At 58.5% G+C, this 14,057-nt stretch carries 16 protein-coding genes and 3 pseudogenes; 8 read left to right on the top strand and 11 right to left on the bottom strand.

The window, feature by feature from the left end; all coding sequences use genetic code 11:
- Positions 1–1,099: 1,099 nt before the first annotated feature.
- Positions 1,100–2,131: an AraC family transcriptional regulator gene (locus SO180_RS40225; protein ID WP_449384327.1), complete on the top strand. Its 1,032-nt coding sequence runs from the start codon at positions 1,100–1,102 to the stop codon at positions 2,129–2,131.
- Between the two features lie 683 nt (positions 2,132–2,814).
- On the opposite strand, the gene SO180_RS40220 is transcribed toward SO180_RS40225, so the two are convergent.
- The 7 genes and pseudogenes from SO180_RS40220 to SO180_RS40190 form a co-directional block, all read right to left on the bottom strand.
- Positions 2,815–3,015 (bottom strand): hypothetical protein, encoded by a 201-nt coding sequence (locus tag SO180_RS40220; protein ID WP_449384326.1) that lies wholly within the window; start codon positions 3,013–3,015, stop codon positions 2,815–2,817.
- A gap of 452 nt (positions 3,016–3,467) precedes the next feature.
- Positions 3,468–4,530: pseudogene (locus tag SO180_RS40215) on the bottom strand (glycosyltransferase family 4 protein).
- Positions 4,531–4,667: 137 nt separating this feature from the next.
- Positions 4,668–4,877, bottom strand: coding sequence for a hypothetical protein (locus tag SO180_RS40210; RefSeq protein ID WP_449384325.1), 210 nt, complete (start codon positions 4,875–4,877; stop codon positions 4,668–4,670).
- Between the two features lie 134 nt (positions 4,878–5,011).
- Complete coding sequence (locus SO180_RS40205) at positions 5,012–5,422, bottom strand: hypothetical protein (protein WP_449384324.1); 411 nt, start codon at positions 5,420–5,422, stop codon at positions 5,012–5,014.
- 99 nt (positions 5,423–5,521) lie between these two features.
- Positions 5,522–5,863: a DUF1236 domain-containing protein gene (locus tag SO180_RS40200; protein WP_449384323.1), complete on the bottom strand. Its 342-nt coding sequence runs from the start codon at positions 5,861–5,863 to the stop codon at positions 5,522–5,524.
- Between the two features lie 374 nt (positions 5,864–6,237).
- Positions 6,238–6,483, bottom strand: a complete 246-nt coding sequence (locus SO180_RS40195; protein ID WP_449384322.1) for a hypothetical protein — start codon at positions 6,481–6,483, stop codon at positions 6,238–6,240.
- Between the two features lie 91 nt (positions 6,484–6,574).
- A pseudogene (locus tag SO180_RS40190) lies at positions 6,575–6,773 on the bottom strand (hypothetical protein).
- Positions 6,774–6,933: 160 nt separating this feature from the next.
- Here SO180_RS40190 and SO180_RS40185 point away from each other — a divergent pair.
- The 3 genes and pseudogenes from SO180_RS40185 (at position 6,934) to SO180_RS40175 (ending at position 8,598) form a co-directional block, all read left to right on the top strand.
- Positions 6,934–7,290 carry a PRC-barrel domain-containing protein gene (locus SO180_RS40185; protein ID WP_449384321.1) on the top strand — a complete coding sequence of 119 codons (357 nt, stop codon included), beginning with the start codon at positions 6,934–6,936 and terminating at the stop codon, positions 7,288–7,290.
- Between the two features lie 284 nt (positions 7,291–7,574).
- Positions 7,575–7,992: pseudogene (locus tag SO180_RS40180) on the top strand (YciE/YciF ferroxidase family protein).
- Between the two features lie 90 nt (positions 7,993–8,082).
- Positions 8,083–8,598, top strand: coding sequence for an inorganic diphosphatase (locus SO180_RS40175; protein ID WP_449384320.1), 516 nt, complete (start codon positions 8,083–8,085; stop codon positions 8,596–8,598).
- A gap of 35 nt (positions 8,599–8,633) precedes the next feature.
- On the opposite strand, the gene SO180_RS40170 is transcribed toward SO180_RS40175, so the two are convergent.
- A complete protein-coding gene (locus tag SO180_RS40170) occupies positions 8,634–9,029 on the bottom strand; it encodes a hypothetical protein (protein ID WP_449384319.1) in 396 nt (131 codons plus the stop codon).
- A 19-nt stretch (positions 9,030–9,048) separates the two neighbouring features.
- Positions 9,049–9,270, bottom strand: a complete 222-nt coding sequence (locus tag SO180_RS40165; protein WP_449384318.1) for a hypothetical protein — start codon at positions 9,268–9,270, stop codon at positions 9,049–9,051.
- Positions 9,271–9,525: 255 nt separating this feature from the next.
- Here SO180_RS40165 and SO180_RS40160 point away from each other — a divergent pair, with 255 nt between their 5' ends.
- From SO180_RS40160 to SO180_RS40150, 3 genes are all read left to right on the top strand, one after another.
- Positions 9,526–9,708 carry an SAM domain-containing protein gene (locus SO180_RS40160; RefSeq protein WP_449384317.1) on the top strand — a complete coding sequence of 61 codons (183 nt, stop codon included), beginning with the start codon at positions 9,526–9,528 and terminating at the stop codon, positions 9,706–9,708.
- Positions 9,656–9,970: an adenylate/guanylate cyclase domain-containing protein gene (locus SO180_RS40155; protein WP_449384328.1), complete on the top strand. Its 315-nt coding sequence runs from the start codon at positions 9,656–9,658 to the stop codon at positions 9,968–9,970. The genes SO180_RS40160 and SO180_RS40155 overlap by 53 nt, the downstream gene beginning before the upstream one ends.
- Before the next feature lie 116 nt (positions 9,971–10,086).
- The gene (locus tag SO180_RS40150; protein ID WP_449384316.1) at positions 10,087–10,335 is read left to right on the top strand and encodes a hypothetical protein; all 249 of its coding nucleotides are present in this window, start codon (positions 10,087–10,089) and stop codon (positions 10,333–10,335) included.
- Positions 10,336–10,699: 364 nt separating this feature from the next.
- On the opposite strand, the gene SO180_RS40145 is transcribed toward SO180_RS40150, so the two are convergent.
- Together SO180_RS40145 and SO180_RS40140 are read right to left on the bottom strand one after the other, a co-directional pair.
- A complete protein-coding gene (locus SO180_RS40145) occupies positions 10,700–10,936 on the bottom strand; it encodes a hypothetical protein (RefSeq protein WP_449384315.1) in 237 nt (78 codons plus the stop codon).
- Between the two features lie 708 nt (positions 10,937–11,644).
- Positions 11,645–12,985, bottom strand: coding sequence for an MFS transporter (locus SO180_RS40140; protein WP_449384314.1), 1,341 nt, complete (start codon positions 12,983–12,985; stop codon positions 11,645–11,647).
- 384 nt (positions 12,986–13,369) lie between these two features.
- Here SO180_RS40140 and SO180_RS40135 point away from each other — a divergent pair, with 384 nt between their 5' ends.
- A complete protein-coding gene (locus tag SO180_RS40135) occupies positions 13,370–13,756 on the top strand; it encodes a GYD domain-containing protein (RefSeq protein WP_449384313.1) in 387 nt (128 codons plus the stop codon).
- Positions 13,757–14,057 lie beyond the last annotated feature (301 nt).

Raw genomic sequence — 14,057 nt, 5'->3', positions numbered from 1 at the left:
GATCACTCCACGACGAGCCTTCCGTGATTCGTTCCTCGTTCATTCGCTCTCTCCTCGGCTATCCAAGGAGGGGGCAATTCCTCGTGACGCCGAGGGGGCAGTTTTCCATGGCGCGCGACACCCCAGCTTATCCCCCGAAGCTGGGGCCTATTCTTTGCAGTCCACCATGCCCGCAATTTGAGAAACGAAATGCTCTCAGCAAATCTTGCACATCTGGAGTTTCTCAGAAGGTCGCTGTCGAGCGGCCAAGGTGAGCCCTGGGCAGTGCCCAAACTTTGCTTGCTATTTACCATCAACGGCGATCTTTTCCGGCGGTGGCTCTCGCCGAAGGCTGCACCTCCGCTTGACCGGATTGCTCTTCGGGCCAGACAATTCCAATAATCGGTCTGCTAAAGCGACCTCGGATCCAACCGTCCCATCCACCGAGCCCTCCAGCCACGTTACGGAAGGCGGCGACTTGATCGGCTACTTGATCAGCTCCGGCGGCCTGAAGGCGCTGCACTCCAATCTCGTGGGTCACGTTCATTCAAACCTCTGACGCCTTCGTCTGGGAAAAACAGCCCGTCTAAACAGATGCGGCGATCACTTCTTGTGAATTGAGGCCAGTCTGTTGTGGGGATGCGCCAAGCCGTAACGATGACCCGCTTCGCAGCAGCGGACTACTATTGTGGACCCGCGCTCGGAATGGACGGATGGGATCGACACTCCGGGCACGCCGACCGACGCCGCGCTGTCGAAGGTCAGTTGCATCGACTGATCAAAACGGCGGCGGCGCTCGCCGGCACGAGCGACCGATCGGGCGATTAGGGCAATGGGAACGGCACCGGCGGGAATTTCCGTCGAGACATATCCGGAAAGCCTCCACCCCGCCACTAGTGCCATCGTGATGACGTTCTGCGGCAGCGATGCAGTACTCTAGCGGCGAAGAGTGATGCCTTCCCCCGATGCATCGGGCCCTCAGGAGGGGACATCCCAACTTGATCTATGTCAAAGTTTCGGTCCGGCAGCGTTCGACGTTAGTACAACGGTCGGCAGACATGTCTTGGGATTATTTCAGCGGTTTCTGGCCGGCGCAGCGCTCGCAAAATGAGAACTGTACATGCGTAAGGTTGGTTTTGCTAACGACCTCTCATCGATACCAAGCTCCACTGGAGGAATAGCGCGGCTCGTTTGCGCCCGATTGCGGACGGCGGGAAGAGATCTAGCTCCGATCATGTTGGGGTCAGGTTTAACAACCGTGGACCTTGAGGACCGCAAGCGTCGCCTTCACGCAAGCGCCCAAGTTAAGGTGCTCGAACTCGCCGCCAAAGAATTACAAGACGATTGGCTCGGTTTCCATTTGGCTCAAGATTTCGAACTGGGTGAAATCGGCTTGGTTTACTACGTCATGGCCTCGTCAGATCGCCTCGCCGATGCGTTAGGAAACGCGGAGCGCTATTGCGCGATCAACAACGAAGGGGTGCGACTGCGGGTTTCTTTAGAGCGTACGTTTTCCATCGGTTTCGAATATCGGAATATCGATCGGCTCTCCGATCATCACCATATAGAATTCTGGCTTGGTACCTTGGTTCGCATTTGCCGGACCCTGACCAACAGCAGGCTTGCTCCAAAGCAGATTAAGCTAAGACATGTTAGGCCGAAGACGCCGCCGGACTTCCGATCTCATTTGGGATGCGCCATCAGCTTTGAGGCGGATACCGACGAGATATTATTTCCCGCACCGATCGGCGCGTTGCCCGTGGTTGGAGCCGATCTCCATCTCAACAAGCTGCTGCTTCAATACGCCGATGAAGCTCTCGGCAACCGAGCGCCCCGACAAGCGAGCATCCGATCTCGCGTTGAAGATCAGATCGCGCAATTGCTTCCGCACGGCAAGGCCAATGCGTCAGAGATTGCCCGCCGGCTTGGTATGAGCCGCCGCACCCTTTCTCGTGCATTGTCCGACGAGGATACAGCCTTTTCTGGCGTGCTTGGGGAGTTTCGGTGTGCGCTTGCCCAACGCTATCTCCGGGAACGGGATCTTCCGATTTCCGAGGTCGCTTGGCTGTTGGGCTATAGTGAGGTTAGCTCCTTCACACATGCCTTCGCCCGCTGGACTAGCTCGACGCCAACAGCGTTCCGCAATCTATGAGACGTTCGCTGAGCTTCGGCGCCACGCTGGCCCAAAATCTCAATTTTTTGGCGCATGATAGCAAGCTTTGTTTGGCCGCAATGCGCTAACGCCCGGCGCTATGCAAGCACGACAAAAAGCGGCTGCGATAATCAACACACTCGCAGGAAAGGATCGCGGTTCACTAGGGCGCGGCTTCAGACTCCTGAGGCGATATGACCCGTTGTTCCTGGCTTCGGTTGTTTGGCTCGCCGCTTGGTTAGCTGCGATGGTCTGGATGTTGTTCAGATTGTAGCCCGCCCGGTCTTACGGGCTAACATCGTGCTTATTGCAGCCAGATCGCTTTTCCGGATGTTTTATTGTGAGCAGCGAAGCCGTATGCCTGATTTGTAGCCAACCCCGAGTGCTCAAGGGCGCTTTTCCTGTCGCAAGGGGTTACGACCTAGGATTCTACGAATGCGTCAGCTGCGGCAGCGACCTTTGGCTTGTTGCCAGAGCGTCCAAACCATCGGTGCCTAAGCTACGGAGGGGACGACCTTCTCGCGGTCAACAGCTCAAGGCAATTGACGCAGCGCTAAAGAAATTTGCTCGGATCGCAGTTGCTCCAAAACAGAAAGGCCCGCCAGCGTGAACAGGCGGGCCTCGTGTTCATCGCCCGAGCCGAGAGCGGTGCATTTCGGGCCCTATAGCAGCCGAACCAGCGCCTATTCGCTCTCCTCGTTGAGGACTAGAGTGCCGAGTCCGAAGAACGTGACGCCGCCGACCCAGAGAAGTTCAAGCGCGGTCTCGATTGCCGAGGTCTCGATCGGAGCATCATGCGAAAAGGACACGACCACGAACACCAAGTTCAGAACCAGGCCGATCCAGCCGCAAGCGAAGAACAGCAGTTTGAATAGGGGTTTCATGATCCCCTCACGCTCGCTATCCGCCGTACCGCCGTACGCATCGCTTGAGACAAACGAAACACTTACGCGCGCGCGTGGTACACCCACCTATGGGGTGTAGCCTAATATCACGCCGACACCGTGACGGAAACGCAGAGCACGTGGGCGCTAATCTGGACCGATCGCAGTTCATCCCATCTTGGCCGACGTCGTATGAGTTTCATCGCCCGCCGGCCGACTTGTCTGAGGCCATCCGGCGATATAACCCCCCTGGGAGCGGCTTCCAGAATCTTGGCAGCCACATGCGTGCGTGCACCGCTCACGCAGGGAAACGCTGCTGCAAACCTCGTCGAAGACCGCACGCAAAAGCGCGGTCGTGGCAGTATCGAACATGGGAACCCCACTAAAACCCTTATCTTGGGGCAATCGCTCGACGTTGAAAAGTGTCAAGCGGACAAACAATCGTAGTGATTTTATACCCTTGGCTGGCCCCGGCAACCGCACCGGCCCGATTGGCGCGCGATCAGCTGCCCGTATTGAGTTTCGTACGCTCGCGCCATCCGGATAGCGGTGAAACGTTCTTCGAAGCGGGCGCGCACCTTCCGTCTGTCCAGTCGTGCAACCTCCTTGACGGCGTCAACAGCCTGCCTCTCGCTGTCGACGATGACGCCCGTCACCCCGTCGTCGATCACCTCCGGAACCGAGCCCGAGCGATAGGCGATAACAGGCGTTCCGCACGCCATCGCCTCGATCATGACCAGGCCGAACGGTTCGGGCCAATCAATTGGAAATAGTAAGGCGGCGGCCTGGGCAAGGAATGGCTGCTTTCTTACTTCATCGACCTCGCCGATCAACTGAATAATCTCGCCATCGATACGAGGCTCGAGCTTCTTTTTGAAGTAAGCGCTCTCGGCACGCGGTATCTTTGCAGCGGTGCGCAGTGGCTTTCCCGCTGCGCTCGCTATGCGGATCGCATCTTCCGGACCTTTCTCCGCCGTGAGCCGTCCGAGAAACGCCAGATGATCCTTCTGCGTGCCACGGCCGAAACAGGTTCGAGGGCAGTCCGTGCTGGATCGTGCCGCTCCAATTCGTCTCCGGAAGTGGTAGGCGTTGATGGTCGGAAATCGACACGAAGCCCGCGCCAGGAAATTCCCGCATCACGTCGGAAAGCCCCGGCAAGTCGAGCCGACCATGCATGGTAATGAGGAACGGCACACCCAGCCGACTGAGCAGCGGAAGCGGCAGCCAGTCGATGTGCGCGTGAATCACATCGAATTCTTTCGCGCGCTTGGCGATTGCCTCCAGCTGCAGCGCTAAGGCCGCGTTTGGATCGGCGCCCTTCCGCCCGAGGCGCAGCGCGCGCGGCCATACGGGCTGAAGCTTCCCTTTCGTCCGGGAATCGCCGCTCGCAAACAGCGTGACGTCGTGCCCCAGTTCGATCAGTTCATCCACCAGCCACGCCACTACTCGCTCCGTGCCGCCGTAGAGCTTAGGTGGGACGCTCTCGGCCAAGGGAGCAAGTTGGGCGATGCGCATCGATTTCCCCTAGACTGGAAGCACGGCCCGAAAGACGAGGATGACCGCTGCGGATAGGAGCTCCGAGATAGCGAGCAACGTCCATCCCGGCCTCGCACTGTCGAACGTGACTCGTTTGACGAGCCCCTCCACCAGACTCAACATTCGTCTTCGGGAAGGCGCTCCAGGTAAGCCAGGCCGAACCCTGTCAGTTCTTCGGCGTCGCTCACACGCGCTTCCCATCTCCCTTGCAGATGTCGCTCAAGAAGGCAGCGTCGCCTGTCCGCGGCATCGACCTCGCGATGCTTCGCCCGAAACAGGGACCAGACCGTATCCACGGCCGCTCGCAACGGGACATCGGCGACCATTTGCGCTCCGCGAAAAGTGACGTTGTCGCACGGCAACTCGTCTCAAGGGCGGGAGTTTCCGGTTTTTCCCTTATACTTCCGGCTAGGGACAGCACAGGCCGCGGCGTCCTCGTTAGGCCGGCGGGAGCAACCGATCACCACGTTCCAGAGAAATCACGACGATCGAAAGCCAATCGTCTTTCCGTCGGCCTGCGCACCAGCTTCGCGGACCGCTTCGCACGAGACCTTTGTCGTGCGACTGTCTGCGCAAGCGGCCTCTGGCCTTCAGTCTTCGGCGCCGTCGCCTCGGTCATCGCTGCTAAGGGTTCTGAAGAAGATGAGTTCGCCACTTCCGCCGCTGGTGTCATCGGCGCGACCATCGCGGGGCTACTCGTATCGAGCACGATTTTTTCGGGAAGTCTCCGCGCCGACCGAATGCGAATGATCGTCTTATCGAAGTCCGCGGACTGGGCATGATCAACCGAGGCAGGAAGATATCCGTCGGCGGCAAAGAGCAGCGCGGTCAAGACAAGGCCGACGAAAACGAAGTATCTGATGATCGGCATGGGCCGCCGTTTTGTCTAAGTTTCGTATTTTCGTCGATTGCCGGGGCGCGCGACGGTTTCGCGGCGGGTCGCCTCCTCCCCGGCCCGCCGCGACGGATCTTAGTCCACCTCCTGGACAACAGTTCGGGTGGCCGGATCCACCAGCATCACGCGCTCTCCGGAATAGACGTACCGATACTTGGTGAGCGACGGCCCCCATTCCGATGGCACCGCTTCGAGCTCTACGCCGCTTGGCACCGGGGATCCGACGGCGATCTTCTCGCGCGTCTCGACCGGACGGATCTTGTGCTCAGTTACGTAGCTCCGAATCTTTGTGCGGTACTCCGGCTCGATCTGCACTACGGCGGTATGTCCGGCCCCGGTCGTCGTGACTGTGGACTGGGCAAACGCGCCTGTCGAAATCAGCGCTGCCGCCGCGGACAGCAGTAGCAACTTCCTCATGTCATTCTCCTCGCCGCTGAATGCGGTCGGCGCGAAAACCACCATTAGTGCCAATCGTTCCCTGCGCTTGACGGGAGACGTGCCACTTTTTCCCTGCGAGCCCGCGGAACCGAACAGGTGTTGCCAGATTGCATTTGGGGGGACGAGGGTCGATCCCACCCTCATGACCGTTGCTGCTCTCAAGAATGGAGGAATCATGCGCACGTCCGATGTCGTGGAGTTGCGTCAAGAGGCAGGAATGGCAACGAAGTTGGAAGACGAGGCATGGGCCTGGCGCAAACAGCGCCTCGCGCGACCGAAGTTTTCGATGAGAGGCGTCCAGGTCGTTCGGCTCCCGAGACGGCGGTTATCGCGTCCAGCGGTCGGAGCAGTCGTCAGCCGTTCTTAAGGATCGATCTCACCTCCCGTACGGGCCAAGATTCGCCTGCGCGTATGACCCGGACAATGCCGCCGGCGCCGACGAGAGCATGAGAGCCGACGTCGCCCTTCGTCACGACAAGGTCAAGCTCGGTTTCCGGCTTCCAGTTGAGCGTGACGTCGAGATCGCCCGGAAATATCTGCCAGCGCGAGCCATCGTCGAGTTCGACTATGTGACTCTCGGAATGCGACCTGATCTTCATGGCATCTCGATCGACCGTGCGGCACCGGACATTGGTACGTTTTCAAGACATCCGCGGGTCCAGACGAGCCCGTAGCCCGCGGAGTGAATACTCACTTTTGACCGGACCGCGCTTGAGCATTGGCCTTGTTCGGATCCGACTTGTTCGCCTCGTGATGGCCGATCACGCAACCGGCCGCTGCGCCACGCTTACCGTGGCCCGCCACGTGGCCCGCCGCCGACGATGGCTCCCTTGATGCATCCTTTTGCCTCGGCGGCTCCAGAGGAGATGAAAGCAAAGGCGACAGGCAACGGCGAGTATGGACCTAATGACAAACTCCGAACGTCGATCTGACGATTCAATCGCCACACCCACCGTCAGTTCCTCGTCTTCGCGCAGAAGATCGAAAGGAACGAGCATCAGGCGCGCTCCGTTACACCGCATCGATGTTTCTAAATGAGGAGGATTGCGATGGAAACGGAAAGGCGTGAAACAGGAACGCTGATCGGCAGCGACAAGGTCGAGGGCACCGCAGTGTACGGCGCCGATAACCAGAAGATCGGCTCGATCGAGCGTGTGATGATCGACAAGGTCAGCGGTAAGGTATCGTATGCCGTTCTCGGTTTCGGTGGCTTCCTGGGAATCGGCGACGATCACTACCCGCTGCCTTGGCAATCCTTGAAGTACGACACGAACCTTGGCGGATATCGATCCAATCTCACCGCAGAACGGCTGCAGGGAGCACCGAAATACGGCAATGACAACGACTGGAATTGGGAGGACCCGGGACGGGCGAGAGCGGTGAACGAGTACTATTCCGGATTCTGACCCTCGCCGGCGACCTGGCCGAGATCAACCTACGACAGGGGCGATGCCGCAACGACTACGGCATCGTCCCCCGCGTCCATCGCGCACCTGTTAGCAAGCTGACTCAATCCTCTTGCGGTCTAATTCGATTCTCCGAACCCGCTAGAGAGAACAGGAACGGCAGCCGGTTGCGATCATTGCAAAAGGAGAAGTCAAATATGGGAATATTCACCAAAGACATAAAGTCAATGGAAGACCTGCTGATCCACGGCCTCCAGGACATCTACTATGCCGAGCAGCAGATCGTGAAATCGCTGCCCAAGATGATCGAGAAGTCGACCAACCGCGACTTGTCGGCTGGTCTCAAGAACCACCTCGAAGAGACTTCAGCGGCTGCAAAAGGTCTTCGAGAAATATGGCATGCAGCCCAGTGGGGCGCAATGCCCGGCGATCGACGGCATCATCAAGGAAGCGGATGGAACGGCGGCCGAAATCGAAGACAAATCGGTTCTCGATGCTGCTATCGTTTCGAATGCGCAAGCTGTCGAGCATTACGAGATGTGTCGGTACAACACGCTCATCGCCTGGGCCGAGGAACTTGGGCACGAGGACATCGTGCGCTTTTTGACGACAAACCTCAACGAAGAGAAGGCCGCGAACATCAAGCTCAACACGGTCGCGCAGCGCAAAGGCGTCAACAGAAAGGCCTCAAGCGCGACCTGATCCGTCATCAACATGGAGGAGCTCGGTGACCATCGAGCTGGACCATCGACTTCGTCGTCTTCTTTGCAACAAACATTTCCAACATCGCACATGACCCACCTCACAAAATTACCAAGCTGGGCGGATAAGGAGAACATCTACGCAGTAGTCGAAACGCCGCGTGGGAGTTCGTGCAAGCTCGATTACGATCCGAAGCTTGGCGCTTTCAGCTTGGCGAAGCCTTTGATGGCCGGCCTCACTTACCCTTATGACTGGGGCTTCATTCCGTCGACCAAGGCCGAAGACGGTGATCCACTCGACGTTTTGATCATCCATGATTCGCGTACCTATCCTGGCGTCGTATTGCGCTGCCGGCCGATTGGCATTTTGGAGGTCGAGCAAAAGAGTAAAGGCGCGAAGGAGCGAAACGATCGCATCTTCGCTGTACCCGACCGGTCGCCCCTCGAAGCTGATCTGAAAGATATCAGACACCTCCCCTCTCGCGCCCATGACGAACTGGAGCAGTTCTTTCTTGCGACCGATGCGCTCGAAAACAAGGAACTGACGTTTTTGGGATGGCATGGGCCGACCCGCGCCGCGAAGACCATCAAACGTCTCGCGCGCTAAAGGCGCCTCAATGGGCGCATTGCCCCCTGGGGCGGTCAAGGCTGTTTCGGCGGAAACTCGTTAGCGCGCGACAGGACCGCCATTTCGTCGGTTTCGAGCGCGATCTTCTGCGCGAGCATCACATCACCAACTGCTAGAGCACGCGCGGGAACGAAGCACCAACCCTTCTTCGCCTGCCCTTGTTCATCGATCTCCAAAACATTCCTCATCGTGCCCTGGCAAATTCGATATCGTCGCCCCGTGTGACAGCCTGTGACATCGAAGTGACCTTGGGTATCGAATTGCGCCCGCTGCTTAGGCGATAACCATTCTCGCAAAAGGCGAAGCGCACGGGCTTCAGGAGGATTTTGCTCGATGAAGCTCCAATAGAGCCCACGAAGCGCGCGCCACCGCGCGCGACTGCCAAGGCGATTGCGTCTGAACCAAAACATCTACCCTGCAGCGAACAGGCTAGCCACCGACAAGGCGCGGATAGAACAATGTCTCGTCAACGGCCGGATCAAACGTCCGAACGATGTTGAGATCGCCTGTCGCCGTTCGCGTGGCAGCTGTAAATCCTTGGCCGGTCAGCTTGCGAAAGCGTCGCTCAGCCCCGGCCACCCCCTTGGTGTCAGTTTGGTCAAAAAAATGTCTGCTGTCGCCTGTGTGGTCCATAACGATCTGGGTAGCCATCGAGGAAAGCTCCACAATTCCTAGCCCCCGACGCGTAGAACCTGGCGGCGGCCCCTACTGTTCCGAGTTCTGGAAAATTTCGCTGTCCGCCCATCTGGCGGGCGTCTGGCGTAAATGCCTTGCGTCCACTTTGAGGCACAGCGTCTACTGATCTGAACCTTACCGCTTGTGACCAAACCGGCCATTCGAAAACGATACTCTGGACAGGCTGTCGTGCCTGGGGATCGTTGCGGCTAGACAAACTGGGGCGCCGCCATGGACCTCGGGGGTTGGCTGCGGAGGCTCGGTCTCGAACAATATGAGGCAGCGTTCCGCGAGAATGTGATCAACGACACAGTCCTCCCAAGCTTAACGGCGGAGGACTTGAAGGATCTTGGTGTCGGACTTGTCGGGCATCGCCGTAAGCTACTCGATGCCATCGCGTGCCTTACGAGCTGAACCGGACGCACCGTTGCCCCTCAGCGACGCTCCTTCCGATACTCGCAAAGTCAATAATGACGCCGGGGAGCGCCGCCAGATTACGGTGATGTTCTCGGATCTTGTCGGTTCGACGTCGCTCTCCGTACGAATGGACCCGGAAGACCTGCGTGAGATCATTTCGGCGTACCAGACGTGCGTTGCCGATACCGAGCGCCGCTTTGGCGGCTTCGTCGCGAAATATTTGGGCGATGGCGTGCTCATTTATTTCGGTTATCCCTGAGGCGCACGAGGACGACGCCGATCGGGCCGTGCGCGCCGCTCTGGAAATGATTACTGCACTTGGCGCGCTTAAATCGTCCGTCCCATTACAGACCCGCCTTGGTATCGCGACGGGGGTTGGTGGTTGTTGGCGATCTCGTCGAGGCCGGGGAAGCGCAGTGCCGACTTTGCGAAATTGCACGTCGACAGCAGGCGAGGTCTTGGGAGCTGAGCGCTGCGACGAGCATGGCGCAGCTTTGGCGCGACCAGGGTAAACGCGACGAGGCTCGCGATCTGCTCGCTCCGGTCTATAACTGGTTCATCGAAGGCTTCGACACCGATGATCTGAAGAAGGCCAAAGTCATGGTCGACACGTTGGTGTCATAGCCCGTCCTATACTCCTGCGATTTTCGAGATCAGATCCCGTCGACATTTTCCCGTCGGTTGCCGACATCCGACCGGCAGCATTCGGACGCTTGTGATCGGCGGCAACGTCACCGGCTGGGTTATCCGAGGCGGCGGCACGCCGACCATGATGGCTGTCCGCCGCTCGTTACCTTCGTCCGCGTGTTTGCTTTGCAAAGATGAGGACCGACACGAAGGCGGCGAGCGCGAGGCTATCGACTACTAGCGTGAATTTTTCCATTGCATGGCAATATGAGTTTGTTCCTGCCGCCCGCGGTGCTCGGTCGCAGCTTCGCGGCTCTATCAGGACAATATCGAGCCGCTGTTCACTCCTTACGAGTGACCATCACCTAATTCCTTCGATCAGCTTCCTCCAGCCAAGTACATCGTTCCCCATCAGCAGCAAAACGCCGAGGGCAGCTAAGTGGTGTGGCAATTCGCAATCGGGACGTGCGCTCATATCGGTTACAAACGAGCCGACCGCATTTTTAAGATCGTCTCGGTTGAGATAATCGAAGGCTCGCTGCTTGCAGCGCCCGACATATTTGTCGCGCGGCATGTCAGTTATCAGGGAACGATCCACTTTCATCTCTCCAGCTAATGATTGTATCCGGCAAGCAAACGTTGAAACAAAAGAGAGTTGCCTGTCTGTCCGATAAGCAACAAACAGACGCGTTTCGGTCGCAGTGTGGGAATTGGGATACAGATCATCAGCGCCATGCGCTCAAAAGCGTGCGCAATGCGTCATAAAACTTTCATTTGGAGCGACTGCACAGGCCTGCGAGCGCCAATTTCAGAGATTGAGCCAGACGTGTTCCGCGTGGCCTGACGAATGGGTCGCGGAAGATTTGGTCAGCAAGCAGCGCGAGCGAATCGCAGCGGCCCGCAGAAGTCGAGTGTGCGGAGCTGGGTTACGGGCTATCGCAGTAACGAATATCTGCCAGAACGTTTGCCGAAAATTATAATCACAAGTCGTGCGTCCCACCTACATTTCCGCTTTGCCCAGATAGCGACCAAACTCCGCAACGCCGCGAAGTGACGCGAAGGGTCAGGAACAAGGACTCAAAGCGAAGGTCATCCACCGCGCGCTTGAGGCCGCTGGTCCAAGCAATGGAAAGTAAGTAGCGCCCTCCATGAAGGTCCGATGGGATGGCTGCGCGTTGCCACAGCGGCTATCTCGTTTCCGGCGGCGTGGAGCGCTCGCTCACGCAGATACCTTAGCGACCGGCAACGGTTTCAGCTGGAATCGGTCCACAATCCCAAACCCATCGACTCTCATCGCCTGGTCCTCTCAGCGGGCCGCCGCCGGCGCGGGCCCGCCTGGCGCAGAGCCGGCCATCTCTAGTCGTGGACTAACTTTAAGCGTCAAGGCGACGAGGCCACCGACCAAGGCGCAACCGCCCAAGACCAGCAGCCCGGCGGTGAAGCTGCCAGTCGCATCTTTGAGGTAACCCATCAGGAAAGGTCCGGCGAACCCGGACAGATTGCCGAGCGCATTGATCCCCGCGATCCCCGCCGCAGCCGAAGCTCCCGTCAGGAACGCGCTGGGTATCGGCCACAGCAGAGGGGGCGTCGCGGAAACGCCGATCTGGCTCAGGCAGAGGAAGCCAAGCACCAGCGCCGGGGCGGAGACGAGACCCGCGCCGGCCAGACCGACTGAGGCGAGAAGCATGGCAAAGCAAACGTGCTCCCGACGCTTCAAGGTGCGGTCGGAGTTGCGGCCCAGGAGGACCATTCCGACGGCGCCAAACAAGAACGGCACAGCGGACAGCAGGCCGGTCTGGAAGTTACTCACGCCGAAGTCCTTGATAATCGTCGGCAAGAAAAACGCCACACCATAGCTCGCCGCGTTCAGACAAAAATAGACGAACGCGCAAGCAAGGACACGGAGGTCGGTGAGCGCCTTGACGATGCCTAGGTGCTCGACAGCCACCTTGTGCTGCCTTTCGGATTCTAGCCGTTGTTCGAGCCAGCCCCTCTCGTCGTTGGCGAGCCACGTCGCAAGCCCCGGCCGGTCAGTCAGGTAGAAGATGACCCCGAAGCCCATCAGGATCGACGGCAAGGCTTCGAGGATGAAGAGCCATTGCCAGCCATCCAGTCCAGCGCCGACGATGTTCAGCAGAGCCCCGGAAATCGGGCCGCCCACAATCGACGAGAACGGTATTGCCAGCATGAACAAGGAGACAACCCGGGCGCGGTAGACCGAGGGGAACCACAGTGTCAGGTAGAAAATGATCCCGGGAAAGAAGCCCGCTTCGGCGAGACCGAGCAGGAAACGGAGGATGTAGAAAACCCACTCGGTCGAGATCCCGGTAGCCGCCGAGATCGAGGGGATGAAGGCGAACAAACCAGAGATGACACCCCAGCTTAACATGATGCGGGCGATCCAGAGCCGAGCGCCGAACCTGTCGAGCGCAAGGTTGGATGGTACTTCAAACAGGAAATAGGAGATGAAGAACAGGCCCGCACCGAAGCCGTATGCAGCCTCCGACAGGCCAAGCGCCGAGTTCATTTGTAGTTTGGCGAAACCGACGTTCACCCGGTCGAGGTACGCGACGAAGTAGCAGACGAAGAGGAAGGGCAGCAGACGCCACATTATCTTGCGGATGGTCCTTGCTTCGATCTCGTCCATGGCACCGTTACCTCCGTGTCGGTCGGGCTTAGGCGGCCTGCCCGGATCACTTTGAGGGCACTCATTTTTGCTCCCAATCGGTTGTATCTGATCCGATGGGTATCAACTTGCGCGTCGTCCGTGTGACCGCATTTTCTGGATGGCAAGGTCAATCGTTCAAAGCCAGATCGTGCAGACAACGCCGGTGCACCGCAGTACAGACTTCACGGCTGCCGTCGGCGCTGGATCTCACTTAGGGACAGGCTTTCCGATGCTGCACTACGATGCAAGCTAAACACGATCTCGGTTGCAAAACCCCAAGTTCCTTCGCGTGATTTGGTTCCCTCACCCCAGCTTCCGCGTGAATCTAAAATGAGCGACGATGGGAGCACACAGGAGAACAATATGACAATCTACATTTCGCAGGGGCGGTACACACCGGCGGCGATCCGCGCAATGACCGCGAAGCCGGAGAACCGTTCTGAGGCGATTGCTGAGATGCTCGCCGCCGCCGGCGGTCGTCTAATCAGTTGGTACCTCACCTTGGGTCGGTATGACTGGCTGATAGTAGCCGAAGCACCCGACGAACGTACGCTGGTGTCGGCCGTGCTTGCGGCGGCAGCTGGCGGAAGCTTGTCCGACATAACCACGACGGTGGCACTGTCCGCCGACGATACAGTAAAGGCTTTCGGTCAGGCGGGTGAGCTTGCGAAGAAATTCAGATCGGCCGGAGCTGACTTCTATGGGGTGCCGATCGAGTCGGCTCGCGAAATCGCATCGGACACAAAGTAGCCGAACCTCCACACGCCACGTGGATGGCCGAGACTATGCCTACGGGAGTTCGTAAAGCGGGTGGCCAATCGCTTCCGGTCTTACCCGATGGGCGGACATTCTTGGTGTCCGTCGGCAAGTCTCAGAAGGGGCCCATCAGCGAAGTGGCGGCACGCCTCATTGAGGTCCGGTCAGTGGAGCATAGCGGACCAGATTTGCTCTCACTGAGTTCTTCGCATTTTGACCGGTGGACTCAACCGGTCGGTGCAACACTCTAATCTTTTAGCAGAGATGGAGTGTGGACATGAAGCAGCGACGTCGC

The sequence above is a fragment of the Bradyrhizobium sp. UFLA05-112 genome, from assembly GCF_053572325.1.
This window is presented reverse-complemented; position numbering and strand designations above follow the sequence as displayed.

What these genes read in the sequence shown, in the direction of transcription:
- SO180_RS40140 (WP_449384314.1), bottom strand. Translation starts at nt 12,985, where the DNA reads ATGGACGAGATCGAAGCAAGGACCATCCGCAAGATAATGTGGCGTCTG.
- SO180_RS40185 (WP_449384321.1), top strand. Translation starts at nt 6,934, where the DNA reads ATGGAAACGGAAAGGCGTGAAACAGGAACGCTGATCGGCAGCGACAAG.
- SO180_RS40175 (WP_449384320.1), top strand. Translation starts at nt 8,083, where the DNA reads ATGACCCACCTCACAAAATTACCAAGCTGGGCGGATAAGGAGAACATC.
- SO180_RS40210 (WP_449384325.1), bottom strand. Translation starts at nt 4,877, where the DNA reads ATGGTCGCCGATGTCCCGTTGCGAGCGGCCGTGGATACGGTCTGGTCC.
- SO180_RS40200 (WP_449384323.1), bottom strand. Translation starts at nt 5,863, where the DNA reads ATGAGGAAGTTGCTACTGCTGTCCGCGGCGGCAGCGCTGATTTCGACA.
- SO180_RS40195 (WP_449384322.1), bottom strand. Translation starts at nt 6,483, where the DNA reads ATGAAGATCAGGTCGCATTCCGAGAGTCACATAGTCGAACTCGACGAT.
- SO180_RS40205 (WP_449384324.1), bottom strand. Translation starts at nt 5,422, where the DNA reads ATGCCGATCATCAGATACTTCGTTTTCGTCGGCCTTGTCTTGACCGCG.
- SO180_RS40220 (WP_449384326.1), bottom strand. Translation starts at nt 3,015, where the DNA reads ATGAAACCCCTATTCAAACTGCTGTTCTTCGCTTGCGGCTGGATCGGC.
- SO180_RS40160 (WP_449384317.1), top strand. Translation starts at nt 9,526, where the DNA reads ATGGACCTCGGGGGTTGGCTGCGGAGGCTCGGTCTCGAACAATATGAG.
- SO180_RS40135 (WP_449384313.1), top strand. Translation starts at nt 13,370, where the DNA reads ATGACAATCTACATTTCGCAGGGGCGGTACACACCGGCGGCGATCCGC.
- SO180_RS40165 (WP_449384318.1), bottom strand. Translation starts at nt 9,270, where the DNA reads ATGGCTACCCAGATCGTTATGGACCACACAGGCGACAGCAGACATTTT.
- SO180_RS40170 (WP_449384319.1), bottom strand. Translation starts at nt 9,029, where the DNA reads ATGTTTTGGTTCAGACGCAATCGCCTTGGCAGTCGCGCGCGGTGGCGC.
- SO180_RS40225 (WP_449384327.1), top strand. Translation starts at nt 1,100, where the DNA reads ATGCGTAAGGTTGGTTTTGCTAACGACCTCTCATCGATACCAAGCTCC.